Below are 20,916 nucleotides of genomic sequence, written 5' to 3'. Positions count from 1 at the left end.
CCCTTTGACCTGCAATTTCAAGTTGGCGGAGGCTCAGTGCACGACATCGCGGGGGAGTGCATGACGATGCCGTACATGTACCCCGGCGGGCACTACCGTGTTGACCTTGATCTTGACCTTGACCATGGCCGCGGCCAAGGGAAGGTGCGCCGATCCGGCCGTACTTGATGCAAGCGGTCGCGGTCACCCGTCCGACCGGAACGGTCTCGGTGGGCTCGTCCGGGCGGGTTACGCGGCGCCGCAGGTGGCCTGGGCCATCCGGGCGAGTGCGGCGCGCAGCGCGGTGTTGAACCGGTCGGGGCGCTCCTGGTGTGGCATGTGAGCGGCGCCGGCGATCACGCTGACCTCGGCTCCGGGGGTGAGGGCGGCGCACGTCAGGGCCACCTCCAGGGGGATCGCGGCGTCCAGCTCCCCGTGGATGTAGTGGATCGGCACCCGCAGCTCGGGCAGTGTCGGGCGTGGGTCGTAGCCGTCGGCGGTGGCCTGGTGCTCGTCGATGTAGACGCCGGAGTCCAGGATCTGGCGGACCGTCCAGTCGATGAGCGCGGGCGCGGTGCCCGGCGCGTACCACCCCGGCACCCAGCCGGCGACCGTACCGGCCCGGTCGCGGTGCAGGGCGGCCACCAGCTCCGTCTGGGCCTTCGCCGACGGCCAGTACCCCGGCGCGCCCACCGGGACCACACCCGCGATCAACTCAGGTCGCCGCAGCCCGAGTGCGGTGGCGAAGGACCCGCCGATCGACGAGCCGACGACCACCGGCCGGTCCAGCCGCAGCGCGCCGATCAGTGCCACCAGGTCGCTGACCACACCGGCGGTGGTGTTGCCCCGGACGGGGCGGGCCGACCGCCCGCAGCCCCGCCAGTCGACCGTGACGACCCGGTGGTCCCGGGTGAAGTCGGGCAGCTGGGCGCCCCAGGTCCGGCCGCTGGTGCCCCAGCCGTGCAGGAACAGCAGCGCCGGACCGGCCCCTTCGTCCTCGTAGTGGAGCGTGGTGTCGTTGATGTCCAGGCTGGACATGGCTCTCCTCTGCCTCGTTGGTCCTTGCGGGCCGCGCGGATCGTGATGTCCCCAGCCAATCGCGATCACCTCCACCGGCCAATGAGCGATCCGCGCCTACACTGATCGCGAACGGTGATCAATGCTGGTCATGGGGGACAAGGGGACCGGAGGCCCATGGAGCTGCGGCAGCTGCGCTACTTCCTCACCGTGGCGGAGGAACTGCACTTCGGCCGTGCCGCCGAGCGGTTGCACATCGTGCAGTCCGCGGTCAGCCAGCAGCTCCGTCGGCTCGAACGCGAGCTGGGTGCCCAGCTGTTCGTCCGCTCCACCCGCGTAGTCCAGCTCACCGAGGCGGGCCACCGGCTCCTTCCGTACGCCAGGGAGATGCTCGCCCTTCAGGCACACGCACGGGAGGCCATCGACGAACTGCGCGCCGAACACGCCGCGACGGTGCGCCTCGGCACCAGCTCCGGGCTGGGTGCCCGGCTGGACGCCGTACTCACCGCGTTCACCCGACGTACCGCACACGCCCCATTGGAGCTCGTCACCGGCAGTACCGAGGAACGTCTGGCGCAGGTGCGGGCCGGTGACCTGGACGCCGCTCTGCTGCGCGGTGAACGGGCCGACCCTGGGCTGGAGTTCCTGCCGCTGTGGCAGGACGCGCTGATGGCGGCGCTACCCGCGGGCCACGAGCTCGCCGCGCGGGAGACCGTCGCACTGGCTCAGCTCACGGAACTACCGCTGCGGCTCTCCCCCCGCTCCCGCAACCCCGCACTCCACGACCTGGTGATGCGCTCCTGCCGGGCCGCCGGCTACACGCCCGTCCTGGGCCCGGAGTTCACCAACGACCAGGACACCCTCGCCGCCATCGGCTACGGCAAACCGTCCTGGACCGTCTTCTACGCTCCGCACGCCGATCAGCTCCCCGTTCCCGGCGTGGTGTTCCGCCCGCTGAGCGACCCGGCACCCGTCATGCGGACCTACCTCGCGGTGCGGAACGGTCCGCCGAGGGCCGCACTGCGAGCCCTGATCGAAGCCTGCCACGAGGCAGACGAGGTGGCCCGGGCATAGCTCCGGGGACGGACACCCCGCTGCGGAGTACCGGCAGGGGCCGCCCTCGGGGCCGCCCCGTCCCACCCCGGCCGCGCCACCAAGAGGCCCGGCTCGCTGATGGCCGCCGGCCTGCCCGGGGCGGCGTACATGTCCAACCTGCTCAGCCACGTACGGATGAACCGTGCTCAGTCATAGACGTGTTGAGGCTGCACGCGGCGGGGCAGTGGCTGGCGCCATTCACCCATCCGGACGATGAGGATCTGGCGGGCCAGAGTCCGCACCTCGCCCCAGGAGGCATGGGTGGCCAGCGCGTCGGCCCACCAGTCGGTGCGACAGCGGAGGTCCATCTCGTCCAACAGTCGACCGACGGCCTTGAGGTCCTGCAGGGCCTCCGGTTCGAAGGTACTCTGGCCCGCGATTCCTTCGGCCAGCTGGACGCTGAACTCGACCTCCTCGGCAATGGCGACAGTCCGCACCTGGTGCTCTCTGGCCCACGCCAGCTGGTCCGAAGCGTCAGCAGCGAGGACGGCCAGCGACGGCGCGATATGGCGCTGCCAGTAATCGTTTTTCAGGGTCATGTAAGCAGGGTCGCATCGTCGTTGTTCGCATAGAGTGCGGCTGCGAGGCGTACAACTCCGGCTTCAGACAATGATGTTGGAGGCCGTCGCCCTGTGCGCGCAGCCGATCCCTTGGAACATCATGATCCTCCCCAAAGATCGCGACCCCCGCTTGATCACCATCCGCCGTGGGGGGACGCTTACGGACTCCGACCATCAGCTCCTGGCTTTGTGGGCCGCCGCGTGTGCGGAACACGTTCTGCACCTCTTCGAGTCGGTGCAGCCCTCGGACCGGCGGCCCCGCGAGGCGATCGAGCAGATTCGGGCGTGGGCGTGCGGCGAGATCAGGATGTCTCAGTCCCGAGCGGCGGGTGGCCATGCCATGGCCGCGGCAAGAGAGTTGAGCGGAGCCGCTCGGCACGCCGCGTATGCCGCCGGCCAGGCGGCGGTGGTGGCGCATGTCGCCGCACACGAGCTTGGCGCTGCGGCTTACGCGATCAAGGCCGTGCGTGCGGCCGCCCCCGGAGGGGAGGGTGAGAGCGCCGGCAGGCTCGAGTGCCGTTGGCAGCGCGAACAGCTCCCCGATGTGATTCGCGAACTCGTCCTGGATGATCAGCGGTTGCGAAACGAGATCTGCTGGTCGGTCTTCGACTGTTGACGGGCGTGACGGCTTGTCTGCACTGCCCCCTCGGAATCGATCATCCAGGTCTTCCCTTCGTTTGTGGCCAGCCTGCTGGATATCGAGCCGGGCCGCCCGGGCGGGGGCTGGAACACCCGTCCGGGGTCTGCGGCCACGTGCGCACACTGAAGCGCCGCGGGACCGGCATCACTCGTCGGCGTACAAGCGCCGGTTCCGGCCGGAGGTGAATTGGATGGCGGGCAGCGGTGTGCCCGTCCGGCAGCCGGGCGAAGCCGGTAGCGATGCGCGCGCGGTGGCGGACGAGCAGCGAACGACGGCAGCAACGGGGTGGCCAGCTCCCAGAGTTCATCAGGACCCAGACGCTTCGATAGGTCAGCACCCACGACCGGCATCATGCCGCACGAACATCACGTCACGTGCGACAACCTCTAGGCCTTGATCGGTGCGGCCGACCTGGCGGCCTGCTCGATCTTCGCGCAGTAGGCTGCCCGGGCTTCCTCGTCGATCTGCTTCTCGTGTTCGGCGCGCATCCCGGTCCGGCCGTCGAGGCCCTCGCGCAGGATATCGGCGTGCCCGGCATGCCGGATGGACTCGCCGAGGACATGGACCATGATGGCGAACAGGTTCGTGTTCGAATAAGGCTCCGGCCACCACGGCACGTGGCCGGGGGCGTCGAGCGGAAGCTCGTTGATCGTCGCGTCCGAGTGTTCCCACGTGCGCCGGTAGAACTCGATGATCTGATCGCGGGTCTCGTCCTCGGCCGCCCACAGATCGCTGCCGTCGGAGTCCTGCCACCGGGGCAGCGGTTCCGGGGAAGGGCGGTCGAAGACCTCGCCGAAGTACCTGGCCTCGACGGTGGCCACGTGTTTGACCAGGCCGAGGAGGTTGGTCCCGGTCGCTGTCAAAGGCCGGCGGGCGTCGTAATCGGACAAGCCGTCGAGTTTCCAGAGCAGCGCCTTGCGGTCCCGCCGCAGTCTCCCGTGCAGGTTGTCTTTCGCGAATTCATCGATCATGCGGCATGAGCCTGCCATGGACTGCTCGTGCTCTCAAGATCCCGTACGTGGTCCGCAACGACTGGCAGAGCCGAGGCCTGGCCATGGCCGCGGCCCTGACCCGCTACAAGAAGCTCGCGAAACGTGCCACGTGAGACAGCCTCTCAGATCTGCCAGGGCTTCAGAGCCAGTCCATGACGTCACTCGGTCCGGCCGCCGAGGGTGCCGGGACGGGCCGCCCGCCCCTGCGCCGTCCCGGCCAGCTGCACCCCGGTCCGGTACAGCTCGACCAGCAAGGGCCGCAAAGCCGTACCGGCCGCGGTCAGACCGTAGCGGGTGCGGACGGGAAAGCCGGGCAGTCGTTCCCGAAGGACGAGGCCCTGCCCCTCCAACGTCCGCAGCCGCTCGGTGAGCACCTTCGGGCTGATGTCGGGCAGCTGGGCCGCGAGGGCCCCGAACGACAGCGGGCCGCCCATCAGTTCCCGCAGCACGAGCGTGGTCCAGCGCCCGGACACGGCGGCGAGCGCCAGTTCCACAGGGCAGCCCGGCTCCGGCCGCACGGTTCGCCCGTCGGCGTCGGGCACCAGCTCGGTGTCCCACCGGCCGGCGTGGCTTTCCGTTTGGTGACCCATTTCGGCCTCGGGTTGGCTACGGCCATGAACATCGAACGCGATCATGCACCCACTGTCGTCCTCACCACCGATCCCCGGCAACACCCGGCCGTCTTCGCGGCGGCTTTCAACACCGGCGACCCGGCAGCGGTGGCGCAGGTGTACGCACCGGACGCCGTTTTCGTTCCCCGTCCCGGAACCCCGCTGACGGGTTCCGCGCTGGCCGCGGCCACGGTGGAGTTCCTCGCGCTGGGGCTGCCGATCGAAGTGCGCCCCCGCCACACGTACACGGCGGGTGACATCGCACTGCTGATCGTCGACTGGAGCATCGAGGGCACCGGCCCCGACGGCGCGGCCGTCCGGCTGGCCGGGACCGCCACCGACGTCGCCCGGCGCGGTCCGGACGGCCTGTGGCGCTACGTGATCGACAACCCGTTCGGCACCTCGCCCGCCTGACCGGCGCCCGGCACCCGCTCAGCGCCCCGTGTACGTGAAGCCCGCCCAGAAGTACGGGTGCGCGTAGGGCCGCGTCCCGGCCCACAGCAGTCGGGGCACGGTCCCGGAAGGGCCGGGGCCCACCGCGTCCGGGAAGCGTTCCTGAAGCTCCTGGTTCGTGCTGTCCCTCAGCCACAACTGCGCCCGGCGCAGGGCTTCCGACGGCTCCGCGTTCTCCTCCCAGCAGTCGTAGAAGGCCGCCATGAGCAGGTTGGTCGCCTCGTCCGGGACCTGCCACTGCGACGCGATCACACCGGCGGCGCCGATGACGAGGAACGCCGAGGACAGGTTCACCGACTCGTACGACGACTCGATCCCGGAGACGTTGGTGGAGCAGGCCGAGAGCACGGACAGCCTGGCGTCGATCCTGGTGTCCATGAGGGTGCCGATCCTGAGGTGTTCCCCGCCGGACAGACGCAGTGAGCTGTCCAGGGGGCGGAAGAGGGACACGTCTCCGTGGCAGGCGAAGTGGAGCACGTCGCACGCGGGCAGGTGCTCCAGCGCGCGGGCCGCGGTGGCCTCGCCGCCCCGGAGGCGGATGTGGTCGGGGAAGCGCCGGAGCGCGGCGGTCATCTCGGCATCGGTGCGCAGCGAGGCCGCGCCCGGTTCCGGATCGTCGACGGCGAGGAGTCGCGCGGGCAGCCGCGAGGCCGGGCCCCGCTGCCCGCGGGCCCGGCGGGCGGCCTGGGACAGTGTCCGGGCATTGGGCGCGTAGGTGATGCGCATCAGGTCCAGCGCGTACGTGTCGTCCAGCGCGGGCTGCAGGTTGGCGGACCCCCGCGCCGCGTGGAAGGGCAGGAACGACAGCGACCCCGCGGGGATGAGCGTGATGGCCCGGTGGTCGGCCATCGCCAGCAGCACCGGCCTCATCACGGCCGTCCAGAGGACGGCCGAGATGACGCTGATGGCGGGCAGGACGGCCGGCCCCTTCGCGCTGAGCAGATGCACCGCGAGGAGGTCGGCCTTGTCGCGCTCCAGGAGCAGGTCGACATGACCGGGGCGGTCCTTGCCCCGCTCGATCGTGAGGGCCAGTCCGCCCCAGGGCGTGGCGATCAGGTACACGAGGGGCTGTGCCTCGGCTGCGGCGTAGATGTCCTGCAGGCCCGGCGGCTTGAGGAAGTCGCCGAATCCGTCGACCTCGCGGATCTCGTCGATGAGGCTCTTCAGGGCCTCGTGCCGCCTTTTGAGCGGCTCCGCCCACTGGCCGGCCGAGGCCGGGGCGCCGGGCCGGCGTACGCCCTCGTTCGAAGGGTCGAGGAGCGCCTCCAGCTCCGCGATGGCATGGGTGTGGTCGTGGTAGCGGCGGACGAGATCGCCGCGTCCGGCGTCGGCGAGCCTGCCCAGGTCGGCCGGTTCGCGTTCCAGGGCATCGGACAGCATCGCCGCCAGTCCGCGCTCGACGATGACGGCGGCCGCCGCCGTGTCGCCGAGCTGCACGTACGCGTACGCGCCCAGGCAGCTGAGCCAGCCCAGTTCGGCGACGACGGCCTCCTTGTGGACGCGCACCAGCTGGGTGCGTACGGAGGTCTCGTGGTGGGCCAGTCCGAGTTCGGCGGCCTCGGCCGCTTCGGCCCACGCACCGCGGTCACCGGCCCACCGGGCCCAGATCCGGGCCCCCCGTCGCAGCGGAAAGCCCTGTTCGACCGCGGTCGTGCAGGCCGATCGCAGGGTCGCCGTCGCGCGGGCGGCGTCCTCCTCCGAGCCGTCCCGGGTGTGCCTGAGGGCCAGCGCCTCACCGAGGGTGGCCAGATGTATGGGCAGCAGCGCCGACGCCGCGCTCTCGTGGGAGACGCACCGTTCGATCAGGGCGATGGCTTCGTCGAGGGCCTCCGGTGCGCGGGTCTGCTCGTACCGGCGCATCAGTACGGACGCCAGGTTGTGCAGGGGCCGTGTTCCGACCCGCACGGTGGGGCGGCCGTGGACGGCATCGCGCAGTGAGGTGATCGCCTCGTCGAGCATGGCCGGATCGGGTGCCAGATCGTCGAGCCGCAGCTGCGCGGTCGCCAGATCGGCCGCGCGGCGCCACCGCAGGGCCGACTGCGGGTCGGTCGCCTCGTAGAGCTCGCGGTGGAGGGAGACCGCTTCCCGGAGATTGCCGACGTCGTTGAGCCGGTGGCCCCGGTTCTCCAGGGCGATGGCGAGCTGCCTGACGAATTCGGGTTCGGTCCGTTCCCCGTATCCGGCCCTGAGGACGTCGATCGCCTGGTCGAAGTAGAACAGTTCCCCCGTCGCGATCCCCAGGGTGTAGAGCGCGGTGCCGTACTGCTGGACGAGTTCCGGATCCGGCGGATTCCCGGCCGCCAGCTCCTGGAGGATCGCCGCCGACCGGTGCAGTGCGTTCACGTCACCGGTCGCCTCGTAGAGCAGGCCGAGGGTGAGCCCGTGTACCTGGGTCGCCAGGGACGCGTCCTCCCCGTCGAGCCCGGCTTCGAGTGTCGCCTCGGCTATCCGCACGGCTTTCTGCACGAGGGCGACCTGCCCGGTGTGCTCGAAAAGGCGGACGAGCAGGATGGCCGTGCGGCAGCGGCTCCTGGTCGTGGCGCCGTCGATCTCCATGAGCCTGCGGGTGATGAGCGCGTGGACGCGGCGTGCCGGGAGGGCGTCCGCTCCCGCGGCGTAGCCGTCCTCCAGCAGCGTCTCGCACAGCCGGTATACGACGTGCTCATGGAGCTCGCTGCCACCGGGGGCCAGCTCGGCGGCCTCGCCGAGCAGACTGGCGGCAGCCGCCGTGTCTCCGATGTTGCGCCGGTCCAGAAGGAGTCCGGCGAGTTTGTAGACGGCTGTCAGCCGGTGTGCCGGGCCGCAGTCGTCGACCACTTCGAGGCTCAGTGCGATGGCCCGGTCGAGGGAGTTCCGGTCGCGGGTCAGGTCGTAATGGAGTTCGAGCACCTGGCTCACCCTGCCGCGGACCTGGGAGCGCTCGCTCCGGCCCAGTTCCCGCGCCGCGGCGAGCTGCCGGAGCGAGGCCTCCGCGAGGGCGAGGGCCCGGTCGAAATCCTCGGCCCTCGTATCGACGCTCGCGAGGGCGCGGTATGCGAGTCCTTCGGCCAGCAGGCTGTGGATCAGGGCCTGCCCTTCGGGGGCCGCGTCGTCCGCGAACTCGAGGGCGTCCAGCAGCTTGACCGCCTCGTCGGCATCCGCCAGGTAAACGCTGCCCGTACGGTACGTGAGCAGTGCGGCGGCGAGGTTGTGGGGCAGCAGACCCATGAACCGGGGCCGGCAGCTCTGCCACAGTTCCCGCATCTCCCGGATGATCCGCTCACGGAGCTCGTACGGGTGATCAAGTCCACCGATGTCCGTCGCCTCGCCGGCCAGCACCAGGACCCGGGCCCTGAACTCCTCCGAGGAACGGTGCCATCGGGGATCATTCAGGAGCGCGGCCGCTGCCCGCGCGGCGCTCTCGGCGCGCGTACCGGTGGCACGGTGGCTTGCGAGCGCATCCGTCAGGGCCAGGAACCGTACGGCGAGCTCGTCGTCCGCGATGTCCGCGACGTCGGACTCCTCGGCGAAGGCCGCGTCGATGCCGATCTCCAGGCACCTTTCCACGAGCCGCTGATGCTGGCGCCAGGTCTGCGCTTCGCCGTCGTGCCCTTCCGCCTCGGCCTCCGCGGTGTGGAGGGCGAGTGCCTCCGCCACGGCCCGCATGCTCTCCGGGTGGGCCAGCAACAGGGCCCGCGCATCGGTCCATGTTTCCGTGTTGCACAGCTGGTGCGCGAGTCGCTCGACGAGCTGCCCGGGCTCGGGAACTGCCGTGTGCGCCTCGTCGCGTGGCCGGGTCGGCACCACGCCTCGGTCCAGGTCGGTCAGACAGGCGCGGGCCATCTCCGCCACCCGGGGCACGGGAGCGGTCAGGCAGATCTCCCAGTGGCGCCGCGCCTCCCGGCGCCGCCCGAGGTGGGCCACCGCCGAGCCGAGATCGAACCGTGCGCGCCAGGAATGCTCGGGGTGGCCCGTGGCGAGGGCCTCTTCGAAGGCGTGCTCGGCCTCTTCCAAGCGCCCGGTGGCGAGGAACAGTTCACCGATGTTGGTGAGAGCCCGCGCCTGCTGATCGGGATCGGGCATGGCGACGGCCGTACGGTACGCGGCGAGCGCATCGTCGGTCCTGCCGAGCTCGGCGAACATCAGACCGAGGTTGACCGCCGAGTCGGCCAGGCCTTCGGCGATGGCGATCCGGTAGGCCGCTTCGGCGGATTCCGGGTTGCCGGTCCTCTTGAGCAGATTGCCCAGGTTGTTGGCGGCCGACGTCCTGGTGGTGGGAGGGGCTTCCTCGATCGCCTGCCGGTACGCCAGCTCCGCTCCGGCGTGATCGCCCCGTTTGGCGAGGAGCACGGCCAGACTGAATGCCGCCTGACCGCCCTGAGGGCCCTCCTGGCGAGCCGCGAACGACAGCAACTCGACTGCCCGGTCCGGCTCGTCGTGCATCGTCAGCATCGCGAGCGCCTGGGCGGCGAAGCCCGATTCCCGGGTGCCGGCGGCCACCGCGCGTTCCAGGGCCGAGAGCGTCGCCGCGTCGTCTCCCAGGGCCTGGTACGCCGACCCGAGATAGATGTCGACGATGGTCCGCTCCTCCGGGTCGCCCAGGGCCCGCGCGCGGTCGAGCACCCGGACCGACGCCTCGCCCTCACCCCGGTAGAGGTGGAGCAGGCCCATGTTGGTCAACTGCCGTGCGGTCAGGCCGTCCAGGTCGGCGCCGGGTTCGAGCCCGCAGGCCAGCCGGACCGCCGCGGCCATGTCGTAGCGGTCGAGGAGCACGGCGTGGGCGGCGACGAAATCGCGGACGTCGTACGGCCCCTGTGCCAGCATTTCGGCGAGCACCGCGGCGACGGCCGCGGGCTCGTACTGCACCGGCACGCGACGGCTGGGAGCATTCAAGGTTCCCCCCGGTGGACGACCCCGTACACAATGCCGTCATTGTCCCTCAACTCTCCCTGGCTGAAACGGGATTGTGGTAGAAATGTCCGGGGGTGGGTGAGCGTGAGCGAAGATCTTCTGATCACCGCGAGGACGGTCCGCGGATACCTCAAGGAACTCCTCGGATCCGACGAAGCAGACCGCATGGACCGGCTCCTCGACTCGCTGCTGGTGCGGGCCGCGCGGGGCGACGACGTCGACGGGGAACTCGCAACCGCCTTCTCGGCCGACGCGACACTGCGCTCCTTCGCATCGGCCGTTCTCACCGATCCGGCGCACCGCCCGCCCCGCGTCCGGGAGGTCCGGCTCTCCGGCGACGGCGAGATCGTCGACGTCGACCGGTTCCAGTGCCCCGAGGGCGACCTCATCTGGTACCGCTTCGACGTCGGGGAACAGATCCCCGACTGTCCCACCCATGGGGGGCCGCTGAGGCGCGCGGAAGCCGGCCCCGCGTGATCGGCAAATTCTGGGAGTCGGTCGGCGGCAAACTCGCCGACCGGTGGGCGGGCGCGGCCGGGCCGGCCCTGGTGTTCTGGGCGGGCGGGCTGCTCGCGTGGCTGCTCGCCCACGGCGGCTGGCACCGGCTCGCCGACCTCGGGACCTGGCTCCAGCGCCAGTCCGCCGCGGGTCAGGTCGCGGCGCTCCTCGCCCTGCTCCTCGGTGTCGCCACGAGCAGCGTGGTGGTGGGCTGGGCGGTCGAGGGCACGCTGCGGCTGATCGAGGGCTATCTGCCCCGGCCGCTCGCCTTCCTGCGGCCGCTGTTGCTGCGGGGGACCCGGCGATCGGCCCGGCGCCTCCTCACGGAGCTCCATGAGCTCGCGGGCGAGGTCGCGGAAGGGCGGGCCACGCCCGAGCAGCGGGCCCGCTTCCAGCACCTGGACCGCAGGCGCCGGGACTGGCCCAGCCGGCCGGACCGCTACATGCCGACCCGGGTGGGCAACATCCTCCGCGCCGGAGAGAGCCGCCCGGTGGACAAGTACGGCCTGGACCCGGTGGCGGTCTGGCCCCACATGTGGCTGCTCCTCCCCGGCCAGGCGAGGGCGGACCTCATCGCGGCACGGACGGCTCTGGACGGCGCGGTCGCCGGTTTCCTGTGGGGCCTGCTGTTCTCGGCCTTCACCGTCTGGACCCCATGGGCCCTGCCGGTGAGCCTCGCGGTGGTCACGAGCACCTGCTTCTTCCTCCTCCCCGCCCGGGCCCGCACCTTCGCGGACCTGGTCGAGGCGGCCATCGACCTGTACCGGACCGACCTGTACCAGCAGCTCCGATGGCCGCTGCCCGCCGATCCCGTGGCGGAGCGGGCGAGCGGGCGTCTCCTGACGCAGTACCTGGTGCGCGGGCTCGATGCGCCGACCCCTGCGTTCACGCCCCCCAGCGCACCCTGAACGGCTAGGCCGATGCGCGCTTGTCCCGCCGTACTAGATCGTCGCCGCGCTGGAGGCGGGCGCACTGGAGACGGGCGCACTGGAGACGGGCACACTGGTGGAGGGCGTCAACTGCTCGCCACGCCCAGTTCTGCCGCCACTGCCTGGCGGTGGACTGGCGTGTACTCGGTCGCAGGGCCGCCGAGTCCGTCCACGCAAAGGCGTGCGGTGTAGCGGGCGCTCCAGCCGGCTGCGCGGGACCGCTCCGAAGGGTCGGCGCGGACGCCGGGGTGGACGTCGAGGATGCCGGCGACCAGGCCTTCCACGATGGCGGGAATGAACGCGCGTACGAGGCAGGCGTGTTCTCCGTATCCGAAGGTGACCAGAGGCTGCCGTCGGCGGCGGAGATCGAAGGTGTCGGGCCGCTCGAACACCGTCTCGTCGCGGTTCGCGGAGTCGATCGCCGCCACGACGTGTGCACCGGCGGGCAGGCGTGTGCCGCCCAGCTCCACCGGCCGGGTGGTCATGCGGGCGACGAGCCCGAACGGTGGCATCCAGCGCAGGACTTCGTGGACGGCATCGCCGAGAAGCTCCGGGTGGTCCCGGACGAGCCCCCGCTGGACCGGGTCGTTGAACAGCGCGACCAGGAGGCTGCCCGCCGCCCACCCCGGTTCGGGAAGGGACGGGAGGGTCACGCGGATCGTCGGGAGGACCTCCGCGACGCCTCGCGGACAAACGCTTCCGGGGGTGATGTGCCGCCACCGTGCGATCGCCGAGGACGGGTCCGGGCCGAGGCCCTCGAACCACGGGGCGATCGCGGCATCGAGCTCGTTCATGGCGGCGGCCGACACCGCGAGCTTGGCGGGGTCCCCCGGATCGAGAACGCCCAGCCACAGGGCCTGTGCCATGCGCAGCAGGATCGAGCTGTCGACTTCGAGGCCCAGCATCCACCGGAACACCTCTGCCGCGACGGGTTCCAGGACCTCGCCCATGAGGTCCGCCCGCCCGCGCATGCCGGAGACCCGCTCGCTGACCACCTTCCGTGCGTACTCTCGGGCCAGACCGGCCCGTTCGGGCTCGAAGACCTCCTCGACGCTGGCGCGCATCGCTCTGTGGGCGTCACCGCTGCTGGTCAGGATGTTCTCCGACCCGTAGATCTCCGACATGGCGGACGGAAAGCTGGTGGTGAAGGCCTGGCTGTGGCTCATCACCTGACGCACGTCCTGCCAGCGCGTGACGAGCCAGCAGCCGAGCGCGGGGATCTCGGCCACGGGGTGGTCACGTCGAAGCCGCTGATAGACCGGATAGGGATCCGCGTGGAGCGCCTCCGGCGTGATCGTGTCCAGGAACGAGGTCATGCGTCCTCCCGAATTGCTTCGCACGTGGTCTTCGTTGATTTCCGGGGACCCGGAGGTGGGGAACCGCCGTTGAACCGGCGGCCCCGAGCTCTTCGCGCACGGGGCCGCCACGGGGTCCGTCGAGCCGGAGTCCGGCGTGATCTCGTGGCAGACGGGCGGACGCGGGCCGGCGGGTCGCGCCCTACGCCTGTTGCCCCGCACACGGGGATGCGCGGGGCAACACCGCCAGGAGGCGGGCGGGCGGTTGCGGTCCGGCTGCCCGCCCGCGGGTCAGCGTTGGTGGGGGAGCGAGGGCCGCTCGGCGTCCTGTTCGGCGGAGCGGTCGAACGCTCCGGGACGGGAGAGGTCGTCAAGGAGCTCGTCGATGAGTTCCTGCGTGACGTGCGGCATCACGTAGACGTGGCTGTAGTCGTGCCGACGGCCACCGAGGTTGAGCGGCACGCAGGCGAGCGAGTACTTCTGCGTGATCTCGGCGCGGGGCTGCTGGAACCAGACGCTGAGCGCGTGGTCGCCGTGGCCGACCTCGATGCCGTCCTCGGCCCAGGGCTCGCCGCGTTCCCGCAACTGCGTGCTGAGGTTCCTGAGGCGTTCCGCCGTGTACTCGGCGATCCGCAGGACCTCGGCGGCCTGCCGTACCTGCTGCTCCTCGCTGTACTGCGCGAGGTGGTTCCACATGGCCAGGGAGGCGAACCCGCTGCGGGAGCCGGCGAACGTGCTGTCCGGGGAGGAGACCACCGCGGGGTCCGACGGCGGCCGCAGCTTGGATCCCGCACGGGACATGTAAATCCCGGTGGGGACGGGCGCACCGGGGTACTTGTGCCCGCTGGTGACGATCGAGGACACCTCGGGAATCCGGAAGTCGAAGACCGGGGGCGCGCTGTCGATGAGCCCCGTGTCGCGGGCCTTCTCCAGGTACGGGGCGTAGGCACCGCCCAGCGCGCCGTCGACGTGGATCCAGTAGCCGTTGCGGACACTGACGCGCTCGGGGTCGTCGGGGTCGAAGCGCACGGTGCGGTCGACGAGGCCGTACTTCTCGAAGACGGGGCGCAGGCGCTCGCAGGCGCCCTGGACGTCGTCGTAGGCGCCCTTGAAGACGCTGCCGATGTTGAAGTTGACCAGGACGGGGTGGCCCTTGGCGGCGAAGAACTCCACGAGGGCGACCAGGGCATCGACGTCGACGGTGCCGGGTCCCTCGTCGCCGCCGGTGGTCGGGACTCCGCCGAGCGGCCAGCCGTTGTAGGTCTGCGTCCCCGTGCCGGCCACCTCGATGGGGCACTCCCCCGGGTAGAGGCTGCCGCCCAGGTCGTAGAAGGTCGGGATGTCCAGCACCCGCATCGCCTTGATGTGCGAGTAGTGCGTCTCCTGCGAGAAGAACGCCACCGGCATGTAGGCGTTGGGGTTGTCGTCGGGGTGCTTGGCCCGCAGATAGCTGGTCCGGCAGCTGGCTTCGCCGGAGATCTCGTCGCGTACCAGCGCGTTGCCGTCGAGGTAGTCGCGGGCGTTCCACATGGCGTAGAGGTTGCCCTCGGTACTGCCCATGGACAGGACGTAGCCCCACCCGTCCTCGTTCCGCGGCGCGGCCGGGTCCTCGGGCAGCGAGGCGTGCCACAGGCGGGCGTAGTGCTCCAGGACCGCCCGCTCCAGCCACCGCGAGTGCAGGCTGTAGTTGCTGTCGACGAACGGGTCCCCGATGTTGTTGATGTGGTAGCCCAGGAACCGCCCGAGGGCGGCGTGGCCGTCGAGCGAGAGGTTGACCTGGTAGCCCAGCAGACGCCCGCTGCGCTCGCCGAGGTATCCCTCCAGCTTCGCGAGGACCGCGGTCCGCTGCTCATCGGTGTAGGCGTCGGTACCCAGCTGGTAGTCGTCGTTGCTCGGCAGTGCCGACAGACGTGCGTCGGAGTGTTCGGTAATCATTCCATGTCCGATTCTGAGCAACTTTTCGAAGCGGCATTCAGGTGCTGAACGGCTACCAGACGGCAACGGCTTCGGCGGGCGCTCGTATCCAAGAGATGAAGGCGGTTGCGAGAGTTGTCCGCCTGTGCGGCGTTCAACGGGCGGATGGCCGGAGCAGCCCGTCGCCGGAATGCTGACCTGCGTAAACGACGGCAATCGCCGTGTTCGGCCGTCCTGCCCAGGGCCTCGCGGCACACAGGATATGCGTGACATGGCGCCCCGATTGCCCGCCTGTCTACGTTTACTCTCGCCCTAGTCATTTCGGGTGAGAGGGGTTTGCTTTTAATTCCTCGGGAGTGCCTTCGGGAGTGACGTTTCGGCAGCTCTCGGGATGGCAGATCTTTTGTCATTAGGAGTGCACAGATGGTCAAATTTGCTCTCTTCTGGTCGAGTAGCCCGACGCGGGAGTGCGGGCATCAATCCGACCTCAGAGAGGGCATCACCACGATCATCGGCTCCGCGACCGCTCTCGAATTGCATGATGAGCCGACAAATAATCAGTACGGGTCAATTTTCCGCAAGATTCCTATGTGACGTTGGCATGATGCGCTGTCATATTCCTGCCAGATTGCCCCGCTCATCTCGTTGTACCCATCAGGGGAAGGCAGGAAAATGGGCAAATTCAGGTACGGAACCACGGCGTCGGCCATCGCGCTGGCCGCCGTGGGATCGCTCGCGGCCGCGGGAGGCACGGCGTACGCGGAAGCGGGTCAGGACACCATCGGCATGCTGAAGCAGGAGAAGAGCCAGTGGTGCTGGGTCGCCTCCGGGCTGACCATCGCCAAGTTCCAGGGCTTCGGCTCCACACAGACGGACTTCTGCAACCGGGCCCAGCCCTCGTACGGCTGCAACAACCAGCCCGCCACGCTCGACGACATGGCCAGGGGCTGGAGCAGCCTCGGCATGGCCCACCCCGGCTCGGGCCTGGGCAGCGCGGCCACGTTCAACCAGGTGTACACCGACGTCAAGGCGGCCCGGCCGATCGGTGCCCGCATCGGGTGGACGTCCGGCGGCGGCCACATGAACGTGGTCTACGGCTTCGACACGTCGAACAGCACGATCGCCGTGGCCGACCCGTGGCCGGACACCACCACGTACACGTGGTGGAACTACAACGACTACGTGAGCAACAGCTCCTCCAAGTGGACCCACTCCCGCATCGGTATCTCCCGCTAAGGCAGGCGACATGCGCGACACCAGCGGCACCACAATGTCCAGCAAGCGGGCGGCCTCTCGCTTCTCCCGCCTGTCCATCGTCATCGCACTGAGCGCATCCGCACTGCTGTCCGCCGTCGGTCCGACGCACGCGGTCCCGGCGAAGGACCCCCTCCCGGCCGACATCCCCGACTACCAGGCCGCCCTCGACGCGGTGAAGTCCGTCGACGTCCGCAACGCCGTCTGCCGCTTCCTGCGCACTCCGGTGCCCACCGGCGGCGCCGGCGGGCCGGTGGAGACGATCCCCGAAACGACCGAGCCCTGCCAGGGCCTCCCGGTCTTCACGATCAAGGACCCGGTGGCACGGAACGAGATCACCCCCGGGTTCGTCGCGGGCACCGCCCAGCCGCTGCCCATCGAGGCCGTCAAGCTGACGCAGCTGGTCTCCTCGCTGAGCACCACCGTCAACGGTCGCAACGCCACCGTCATGCTCGCCCCCACCCAGGGCGGCGGCTGGCACCTGGCGGCCGTGCGCGACGGCGACAGTGACGCCGCATACGCCGGCAAGGCCACCGTGGGCACGCTGGTCTTCACCGAGCCGCAGATCCGCGGCTGGTACCAGCTCAAGCTCACCACCGTCGAGCCACTCAACGACCAGGCCCGGCAAGGACTGGGCGGCCAGGCGTCGGCGTCGCTCAGCGACTACCAGAAACTGGTCAAGGCCCGCTACGCCGACAAGCTCCCCGGCTCCCAGTACGACACCAAGGGCTACTCCAGCGGCTACAGCGTCCAGCGCAAGGCGGACGACGCCTCGTCCTCCACCCTGCTCCTCGCCGGCGGTTCCGGCACGGCCCTCGCCCTAGCGGCCGGTGCCGCCGTGCTCCGCCGGCGCCGGCGCGCAAGCACCCGCTGAGCCCGACCCCGTACGCCCCCTCGCTCCGTCCCGGCAGCCAGCCGCGACGGAGCGAGCGGGCGTCCGCCGCCAGCCGATCCCGCCGACGGATCCCGCTCGCCACGCTGCCCACCGCGGTCGACGACCTCGCCGTCGGCACGCACGCGGCCGGGAAGCTGCTGCTCGATATCAAGATCGTCGATGATCGTGCCGATGCTTATGATCTGTTCATGTTTGAAGGAGAGTTGGTAAGGCTCCGCGCGCTCCGTGCGCAGGATGCGGGGCATCACGTGCGGTGGCGCAACGATCCGGAGGTGGTCCACTGGGCCACTGGCGGCGACCCGTGCTTCGGCCCGGTCACTGCGGAGGCTGTCGAGCTCGGGTTCGAAACGATGCTGCGGCTGAACCCGAGGGAGTCGGCCGTATTCACGGTCGAGGATCTGGCCGACGGCACGGTGATCGGCATGGTGGACTACCGTGACCTGGACCCGTTCTCCGGGCTGGCTACGGTCGGTGTCACCATCGGGGAGCGGGATCGCTGGGGCTGTGGCCATGGCTCCGAGGCGCTGCGACTGCTGGTGGGGCACCTGTTCGGGGCCTTCGGGCTGCGCCGGATCGAGCTCGACACCTGGAGCGGGAACGAACGGGCCGTCCGCGCCTTCACCAAGGCAGGCTTCCGCGAGGAGGGCCGACGGCGGTCCACCGTGCTGGTGGCGGGCCAGCGCTACGACACCGTGCTGTTCGGGATGCTGCGCGAGGAATGGCCGGACACTTCGCCCTGAACGTCCGGGTGACTTCGTCCCTCTCGCTCCGCGCCTCATCGTGCAGGAGGAACGGCCGTCAGTCGGACGGTCTCGTAACCTTGGATGTGGCTGGCTGTGGGAGGGAATCCCCAGCGCGTTGCGGGCTGAGCCGTCCTGCGCTGAGAAGGTGTCAAGGGCGTCGGAAACGTGGGTGGAGCAGGCCGGGAACCGCAGCGGGCGCCGGCTCCGGCGGCGGGTGAGATCCTGAACGGATGAACGAGACATCCGCTGCTCGGGCGATCGCCCGGTGGCCGCCGGCCGCGGCCGGGGAGATCGACTGGCTGCGGGAGCTGGCCGACGACGACGGGCTTACCGGCTTCATGCCGCCAGCACTGCCCGACGCCGCCTGGGTGCTCCACTCCATGTACGAACACGAACTCGGGCCGACCGACATGTCGTACCTCGCGTACCAACGGGCCGTGCTGAACGGCGGCGGACCGGAGATCCTCCCGGGCCTCGACCCCGCAGACGTGTTCACCGGCACCCCGGGCGAGCACCCCGGACCCCGTTGGCGCCGACTGCGCTGGGCGGAACTCACGCAGCGGACCGATGACCCCCTGGTACCGGTGGGGCACTTGCCGTGTCCCACCTCCTTCCCTTCGGTCAAGCCGGGCGGCTGGCCGGTCGGTATGAAGGCACCGTCCGAGGGCAGGCTGGACCGACCTGACTGGGACCGGCTGGTCGACGTCCTCACCGAGCACAGCCCGCGGGGCGCGGAAACCCGCTGCCTGGCCTACTACAACCCGCTGCTCCAGCGGGCCGAGGACTTCGACATCGTGCACGTCCGGGCCGGCGCGCTCGCGGACGCCAAGGCGTTGTACGACCACCCCGAAGAGGACGGTTGGACCCCGTCCAACCTCTGGGCCCAGGACCAGTCCTGGGTCCTCTGTACGGACTACGACCTGTGGGCCACCAAGGTGGCGGGCCCCTCCCCGCTGGTCGAAGCCCTCCTCAACGACTCGGAAGTCGAGGCCCTGCGACTGCCCTGGGACCCCTGATCCCGACCGGCCGCCGTTGCCCTCCTCGCTCAGCCCGATGTCGTGCAGGACGCAGCCGATGAACAGCATTTCGGCATCGTAATCCGTACCTGCGCGCAGGCCCTGGTGCCGGGCGTGGGCGCGGGGTGGTGGGTGCTGCGGCTGTCGAGCGCTTACGAGGGTCCGTCGCGCCGGATCACACCGTGCGGGTCCAGGCGGCCTCCTGGACCCGCTTGATGAGCTCCTCGGTCGCCGGGGGCCAGACGTTCCGGTACTTCCCGTGCTCGGCGCCGATGATCTGGACCATCTTGTCGATCATGTCCTGCGGGTCGAGCTGATCGGCGAGGATCTCCGCGAAGCGGGCCCTCACGTCCTTGGTCCGGTTGAAGTTGACGGCGTCGTCCAGCCAGCGGAAGGCCGTGTCCGCGATGCGGTCGTTGAACCCGGTCAGGTACGCCCCCGGATTGATGGTCTGCACGGTGATCCCCGTCTGCGCGAGCTCGTCGCGCAGGGTCGCCGCGATCGCTTCGAGCGCGTGCTTGGTCGCGCAGTACGGCCCCAGGCCGAACGCCGTCAGCATGCCGCCCATCGAGCTGACGATGACGACGCGGCCCGCCGTGCCGGCGTCGACCCAGGTGCGGATCACCCGCTGGGTGAGTTCCAGGTTCGCGAAGACGTTCGTCTCGAACGTGCGCCGGACCAGCTCGACGGGGATCTCCGCAAGCGGCCCGCAGTCGCCGATCGCGGCGTTGCTGACGAAGGTGTCGAAGTCCCATCCGGAGACGGCCGCGATGTCGCGGGCGTCCAGGACGTCGAGCTTGTCGACCATGACGCGGTCCTGCAGGCCGAGTTCCTCGACGTGCCTGCGCAGTTCGGTCACCTGTGACCAGATCTCGGTGGTGGCGATGACCTGGTGCCCGGCCTGAGCCAGTCCGACGGCGGTGCCTCGGCCCAGGCCGGTGCCGGCGCCCGTGATCAGGATCTTCTTCATCGTGCTTCCTTTCCGCGCGCGATGCGGGCGACCTCGCCGTCCTGGACGGGCATGCCGCCCGAGACGCCGATGGCGCCGATCAGGGTGGCGTTGTCGTCGTGCAGGGGGAGGCCGCCCGCGTAGGGGATCAGGCCGCCGTTGGTGTACTCGGTCGCGGGAGCCGGGCCGCCGGGCTGGCAGAACTCCCACAGGTCCTCGCTCGGGCCGTTGAACAGGACCGAGGTCTTCGCCTTGGCCAGTGCGATCTCGATCGAACCGAGGACCGCCCCGTCCATGCGGGCGAACGCGACCAGGTGTCCGCCGCCGTCCACGACGGCGATGTTCATAGGGACGCCGATCACCACAGCGTGGGCGCGAGCTCTTTCGATCGTGGCTTGGGCCGCATCCAGCTCGATACTCATGGCATTTGCCCCTGTCGGTAGTGAGGCGGCAGACCGCACCAGTGAGGCGTCCTCGCCGGCCCTCCGCACCACCACCGCGCCCGGCAGCGACGGCAGGAAAGCGCCTCCATCGGCCATGAAGTGACCGTAGGCGCGAACAGAGCGAGGGAGTCAGTGGCACGCGTGCCATACAGAGATAGAATCGTGCCATGACAGCTCACGCTTCTGGCGGCAACCACCACGTGGTCGTGGTGGCGCTCGAGAACGTCCTCGCACTCGACATCGGGATTCCGTTGCAGGTCTTCGGAAGCTGGCCGGACGGGCCGTACTCGATGACGGTGTGCACGGAACGGCCAGGGCTGGTCTCGATGCACGGCGGCCCGGCGTTGTCCATCGCCGACGGGTTGGACGCCCTGGAGACCGCGGACACCGTGATCGTCCCGGGGTACCTGGAGCCCGACCCGCCCTCCGCCGCGGTCACCGCCGCGCTCGCGGAGGCGGCGGCCCGCGGCAGCCGAATGGTGTCCATCTGCGTGGGGGCGTTCGCCCTCGCCGCCGCCGGCCTGCTCGACGGCCGCCGGGCCACCACCCACTGGCGGTACGCCCCGGCGCTGGCTACGCAGTACCCGCAGGTGACGGTGCAGCCGCACGAGCTGTACATCGACGAAGGCCAGGTGCTGACCTCGGGCGGCGTCGCCGCGGGCCTCGACCTGTCCCTGCATCTCATCCGCCGCGATCACGGCGCCCGCCTGGCGAACCAGCGGGCCCGCCTGCTGGTCGCCGCC

The 20,916-nt window shown here is 70.2% G+C and carries 20 protein-coding genes; 11 read left to right on the top strand and 9 right to left on the bottom strand.

The features are described 5' to 3' along the window. Window positions 1-228: 228 nt before the first annotated feature. Window positions 229-1,017 (bottom strand): alpha/beta fold hydrolase, encoded by a 789-nt coding sequence (locus ACFV0Q_RS16755; protein ID WP_385005898.1) that lies wholly within the window; start codon window positions 1,015-1,017, stop codon window positions 229-231. Window positions 1,018-1,173: 156 nt separating this feature from the next. On the opposite strand from ACFV0Q_RS16755, the gene ACFV0Q_RS16750 reads away from it, so the two are divergent. Then, window positions 1,174-2,070 (top strand): LysR family transcriptional regulator, encoded by an 897-nt coding sequence (locus ACFV0Q_RS16750; protein WP_385005896.1) that lies wholly within the window; start codon window positions 1,174-1,176, stop codon window positions 2,068-2,070. A gap of 167 nt (window positions 2,071-2,237) precedes the next feature. Here the strand turns inward: ACFV0Q_RS16750 and ACFV0Q_RS16745 are convergent, their stop codons facing one another. Beyond that, window positions 2,238-2,630 (bottom strand): hypothetical protein, encoded by a 393-nt coding sequence (locus tag ACFV0Q_RS16745; RefSeq protein ID WP_385005894.1) that lies wholly within the window; start codon window positions 2,628-2,630, stop codon window positions 2,238-2,240. Window positions 2,631-2,751: 121 nt separating this feature from the next. Between ACFV0Q_RS16745 and ACFV0Q_RS16740 the strand changes: the two genes are divergently transcribed. Next, window positions 2,752-3,267, top strand: coding sequence for a putative immunity protein (locus ACFV0Q_RS16740; protein WP_385005907.1), 516 nt, complete (start codon window positions 2,752-2,754; stop codon window positions 3,265-3,267). A gap of 410 nt (window positions 3,268-3,677) precedes the next feature. On the opposite strand, the gene ACFV0Q_RS16735 is transcribed toward ACFV0Q_RS16740, so the two are convergent. Continuing rightward, window positions 3,678-4,262: a DinB family protein gene (locus ACFV0Q_RS16735; protein WP_385005892.1), complete on the bottom strand. Its 585-nt coding sequence runs from the start codon at window positions 4,260-4,262 to the stop codon at window positions 3,678-3,680. A gap of 5 nt (window positions 4,263-4,267) precedes the next feature. On the opposite strand from ACFV0Q_RS16735, the gene ACFV0Q_RS16730 reads away from it, so the two are divergent. Continuing rightward, a complete protein-coding gene (locus ACFV0Q_RS16730) occupies window positions 4,268-4,396 on the top strand; it encodes a hypothetical protein (protein ID WP_385005890.1) in 129 nt (42 codons plus the stop codon). Between the two features lie 45 nt (window positions 4,397-4,441). Here ACFV0Q_RS16730 and ACFV0Q_RS16725 read toward each other — a convergent pair whose 3' ends face one another. After that, window positions 4,442-4,873, bottom strand: a complete 432-nt coding sequence (locus ACFV0Q_RS16725) for a winged helix-turn-helix transcriptional regulator (protein WP_385005887.1) — start codon at window positions 4,871-4,873, stop codon at window positions 4,442-4,444. A 24-nt stretch (window positions 4,874-4,897) separates the two neighbouring features. On the opposite strand from ACFV0Q_RS16725, the gene ACFV0Q_RS16720 reads away from it, so the two are divergent. Next, entirely contained in the window at window positions 4,898-5,308 is a 411-nt protein-coding gene (locus ACFV0Q_RS16720) for a YybH family protein (protein ID WP_385005885.1), read from the top strand. 18 nt (window positions 5,309-5,326) lie between these two features. On the opposite strand, the gene ACFV0Q_RS16715 is transcribed toward ACFV0Q_RS16720, so the two are convergent. Continuing rightward, window positions 5,327-10,198 carry a CHAT domain-containing protein gene (locus ACFV0Q_RS16715; RefSeq protein ID WP_385005883.1) on the bottom strand — a complete coding sequence of 1,624 codons (4,872 nt, stop codon included), beginning with the start codon at window positions 10,196-10,198 and terminating at the stop codon, window positions 5,327-5,329. A gap of 123 nt (window positions 10,199-10,321) precedes the next feature. Between ACFV0Q_RS16715 and ACFV0Q_RS16710 the strand changes: the two genes are divergently transcribed. Continuing rightward, window positions 10,322-10,714 (top strand): hypothetical protein, encoded by a 393-nt coding sequence (locus ACFV0Q_RS16710; RefSeq protein WP_385005881.1) that lies wholly within the window; start codon window positions 10,322-10,324, stop codon window positions 10,712-10,714. Next, window positions 10,711-11,643 (top strand): hypothetical protein, encoded by a 933-nt coding sequence (locus ACFV0Q_RS16705; protein WP_385005879.1) that lies wholly within the window; start codon window positions 10,711-10,713, stop codon window positions 11,641-11,643. The genes ACFV0Q_RS16710 and ACFV0Q_RS16705 overlap by 4 nt, the downstream gene beginning before the upstream one ends. 107 nt (window positions 11,644-11,750) lie before the next feature. Here the strand turns inward: ACFV0Q_RS16705 and ACFV0Q_RS16700 are convergent, their stop codons facing one another. Together ACFV0Q_RS16700 and ACFV0Q_RS16695 are read right to left on the bottom strand one after the other, a co-directional pair. Then, a complete protein-coding gene (locus ACFV0Q_RS16700) occupies window positions 11,751-12,980 on the bottom strand; it encodes a cytochrome P450 (protein ID WP_385005877.1) in 1,230 nt (409 codons plus the stop codon). Window positions 12,981-13,250: 270 nt separating this feature from the next. Then, a complete protein-coding gene (locus tag ACFV0Q_RS16695) occupies window positions 13,251-14,894 on the bottom strand; it encodes a pyridoxal-dependent decarboxylase (protein WP_385005875.1) in 1,644 nt (547 codons plus the stop codon). Window positions 14,895-15,545: 651 nt separating this feature from the next. Here ACFV0Q_RS16695 and ACFV0Q_RS16690 point away from each other — a divergent pair. The 4 genes from ACFV0Q_RS16690 (at window position 15,546) to ACFV0Q_RS16675 (ending at window position 18,781) form a co-directional block, all read left to right on the top strand. Next, window positions 15,546-16,109: a papain-like cysteine protease family protein gene (locus ACFV0Q_RS16690; RefSeq protein WP_385005873.1), complete on the top strand. Its 564-nt coding sequence runs from the start codon at window positions 15,546-15,548 to the stop codon at window positions 16,107-16,109. 10 nt (window positions 16,110-16,119) lie between these two features. Continuing rightward, entirely contained in the window at window positions 16,120-17,001 is an 882-nt protein-coding gene (locus ACFV0Q_RS16685) for a hypothetical protein (RefSeq protein WP_385005871.1), read from the top strand. Window positions 17,002-17,210: 209 nt separating this feature from the next. After that, a complete protein-coding gene (locus tag ACFV0Q_RS16680) occupies window positions 17,211-17,762 on the top strand; it encodes a GNAT family N-acetyltransferase (RefSeq protein ID WP_385005868.1) in 552 nt (183 codons plus the stop codon). 233 nt (window positions 17,763-17,995) lie between these two features. Beyond that, window positions 17,996-18,781: a hypothetical protein gene (locus ACFV0Q_RS16675; RefSeq protein ID WP_385005866.1), complete on the top strand. Its 786-nt coding sequence runs from the start codon at window positions 17,996-17,998 to the stop codon at window positions 18,779-18,781. A gap of 175 nt (window positions 18,782-18,956) precedes the next feature. On the opposite strand, the gene ACFV0Q_RS16670 is transcribed toward ACFV0Q_RS16675, so the two are convergent. After that, window positions 18,957-19,751 (bottom strand): SDR family oxidoreductase, encoded by a 795-nt coding sequence (locus ACFV0Q_RS16670; RefSeq protein WP_385005864.1) that lies wholly within the window; start codon window positions 19,749-19,751, stop codon window positions 18,957-18,959. Then, a complete protein-coding gene (locus ACFV0Q_RS16665; RefSeq protein WP_385005862.1) occupies window positions 19,748-20,152 on the bottom strand; it encodes a heme-binding protein in 405 nt (134 codons plus the stop codon). The genes ACFV0Q_RS16670 and ACFV0Q_RS16665 overlap by 4 nt, the downstream gene beginning before the upstream one ends. A 188-nt stretch (window positions 20,153-20,340) precedes the next feature. Here ACFV0Q_RS16665 and ACFV0Q_RS16660 point away from each other — a divergent pair. Further along, the coding region (locus ACFV0Q_RS16660; RefSeq protein WP_385005860.1) for a DJ-1/PfpI family protein at window positions 20,341-20,916 on the top strand (576 nt) is incomplete at its 3' end.

The organism is Streptomyces sp. NPDC059564 (assembly GCF_042735575.1).
In the GTDB taxonomy this organism is placed as follows: Bacteria; Actinomycetota; Actinomycetes; order Streptomycetales; family Streptomycetaceae; genus Streptomyces.
This window is presented reverse-complemented; position numbering and strand designations above follow the sequence as displayed.

What these genes read in the sequence shown, in the direction of transcription:
- ACFV0Q_RS16755 (WP_385005898.1), bottom strand. Translation starts at nt 1,017, where the DNA reads ATGTCCAGCCTGGACATCAACGACACCACGCTCCACTACGAGGACGAA.
- ACFV0Q_RS16750 (WP_385005896.1), top strand. Translation starts at nt 1,174, where the DNA reads ATGGAGCTGCGGCAGCTGCGCTACTTCCTCACCGTGGCGGAGGAACTG.
- ACFV0Q_RS16745 (WP_385005894.1), bottom strand. Translation starts at nt 2,630, where the DNA reads ATGACCCTGAAAAACGATTACTGGCAGCGCCATATCGCGCCGTCGCTG.
- ACFV0Q_RS16740 (WP_385005907.1), top strand. Translation starts at nt 2,752, where the DNA reads ATGATCCTCCCCAAAGATCGCGACCCCCGCTTGATCACCATCCGCCGT.
- ACFV0Q_RS16735 (WP_385005892.1), bottom strand. Translation starts at nt 4,262, where the DNA reads ATGATCGATGAATTCGCGAAAGACAACCTGCACGGGAGACTGCGGCGG.
- ACFV0Q_RS16730 (WP_385005890.1), top strand. Translation starts at nt 4,268, where the DNA reads ATGAGCCTGCCATGGACTGCTCGTGCTCTCAAGATCCCGTACGTGGTC.
- ACFV0Q_RS16725 (WP_385005887.1), bottom strand. Translation starts at nt 4,873, where the DNA reads ATGGGTCACCAAACGGAAAGCCACGCCGGCCGGTGGGACACCGAGCTG.
- ACFV0Q_RS16720 (WP_385005885.1), top strand. Translation starts at nt 4,898, where the DNA reads ATGAACATCGAACGCGATCATGCACCCACTGTCGTCCTCACCACCGAT.
- ACFV0Q_RS16700 (WP_385005877.1), bottom strand. Translation starts at nt 12,980, where the DNA reads ATGACCTCGTTCCTGGACACGATCACGCCGGAGGCGCTCCACGCGGAT.
- ACFV0Q_RS16695 (WP_385005875.1), bottom strand. Translation starts at nt 14,894, where the DNA reads ATGATTACCGAACACTCCGACGCACGTCTGTCGGCACTGCCGAGCAAC.
- ACFV0Q_RS16690 (WP_385005873.1), top strand. Translation starts at nt 15,546, where the DNA reads ATGGGCAAATTCAGGTACGGAACCACGGCGTCGGCCATCGCGCTGGCC.
- ACFV0Q_RS16685 (WP_385005871.1), top strand. Translation starts at nt 16,120, where the DNA reads ATGCGCGACACCAGCGGCACCACAATGTCCAGCAAGCGGGCGGCCTCT.
- ACFV0Q_RS16680 (WP_385005868.1), top strand. Translation starts at nt 17,211, where the DNA reads ATGTTTGAAGGAGAGTTGGTAAGGCTCCGCGCGCTCCGTGCGCAGGAT.
- ACFV0Q_RS16675 (WP_385005866.1), top strand. Translation starts at nt 17,996, where the DNA reads ATGAACGAGACATCCGCTGCTCGGGCGATCGCCCGGTGGCCGCCGGCC.
- ACFV0Q_RS16670 (WP_385005864.1), bottom strand. Translation starts at nt 19,751, where the DNA reads ATGAAGAAGATCCTGATCACGGGCGCCGGCACCGGCCTGGGCCGAGGC.
- ACFV0Q_RS16665 (WP_385005862.1), bottom strand. Translation starts at nt 20,152, where the DNA reads ATGAGTATCGAGCTGGATGCGGCCCAAGCCACGATCGAAAGAGCTCGC.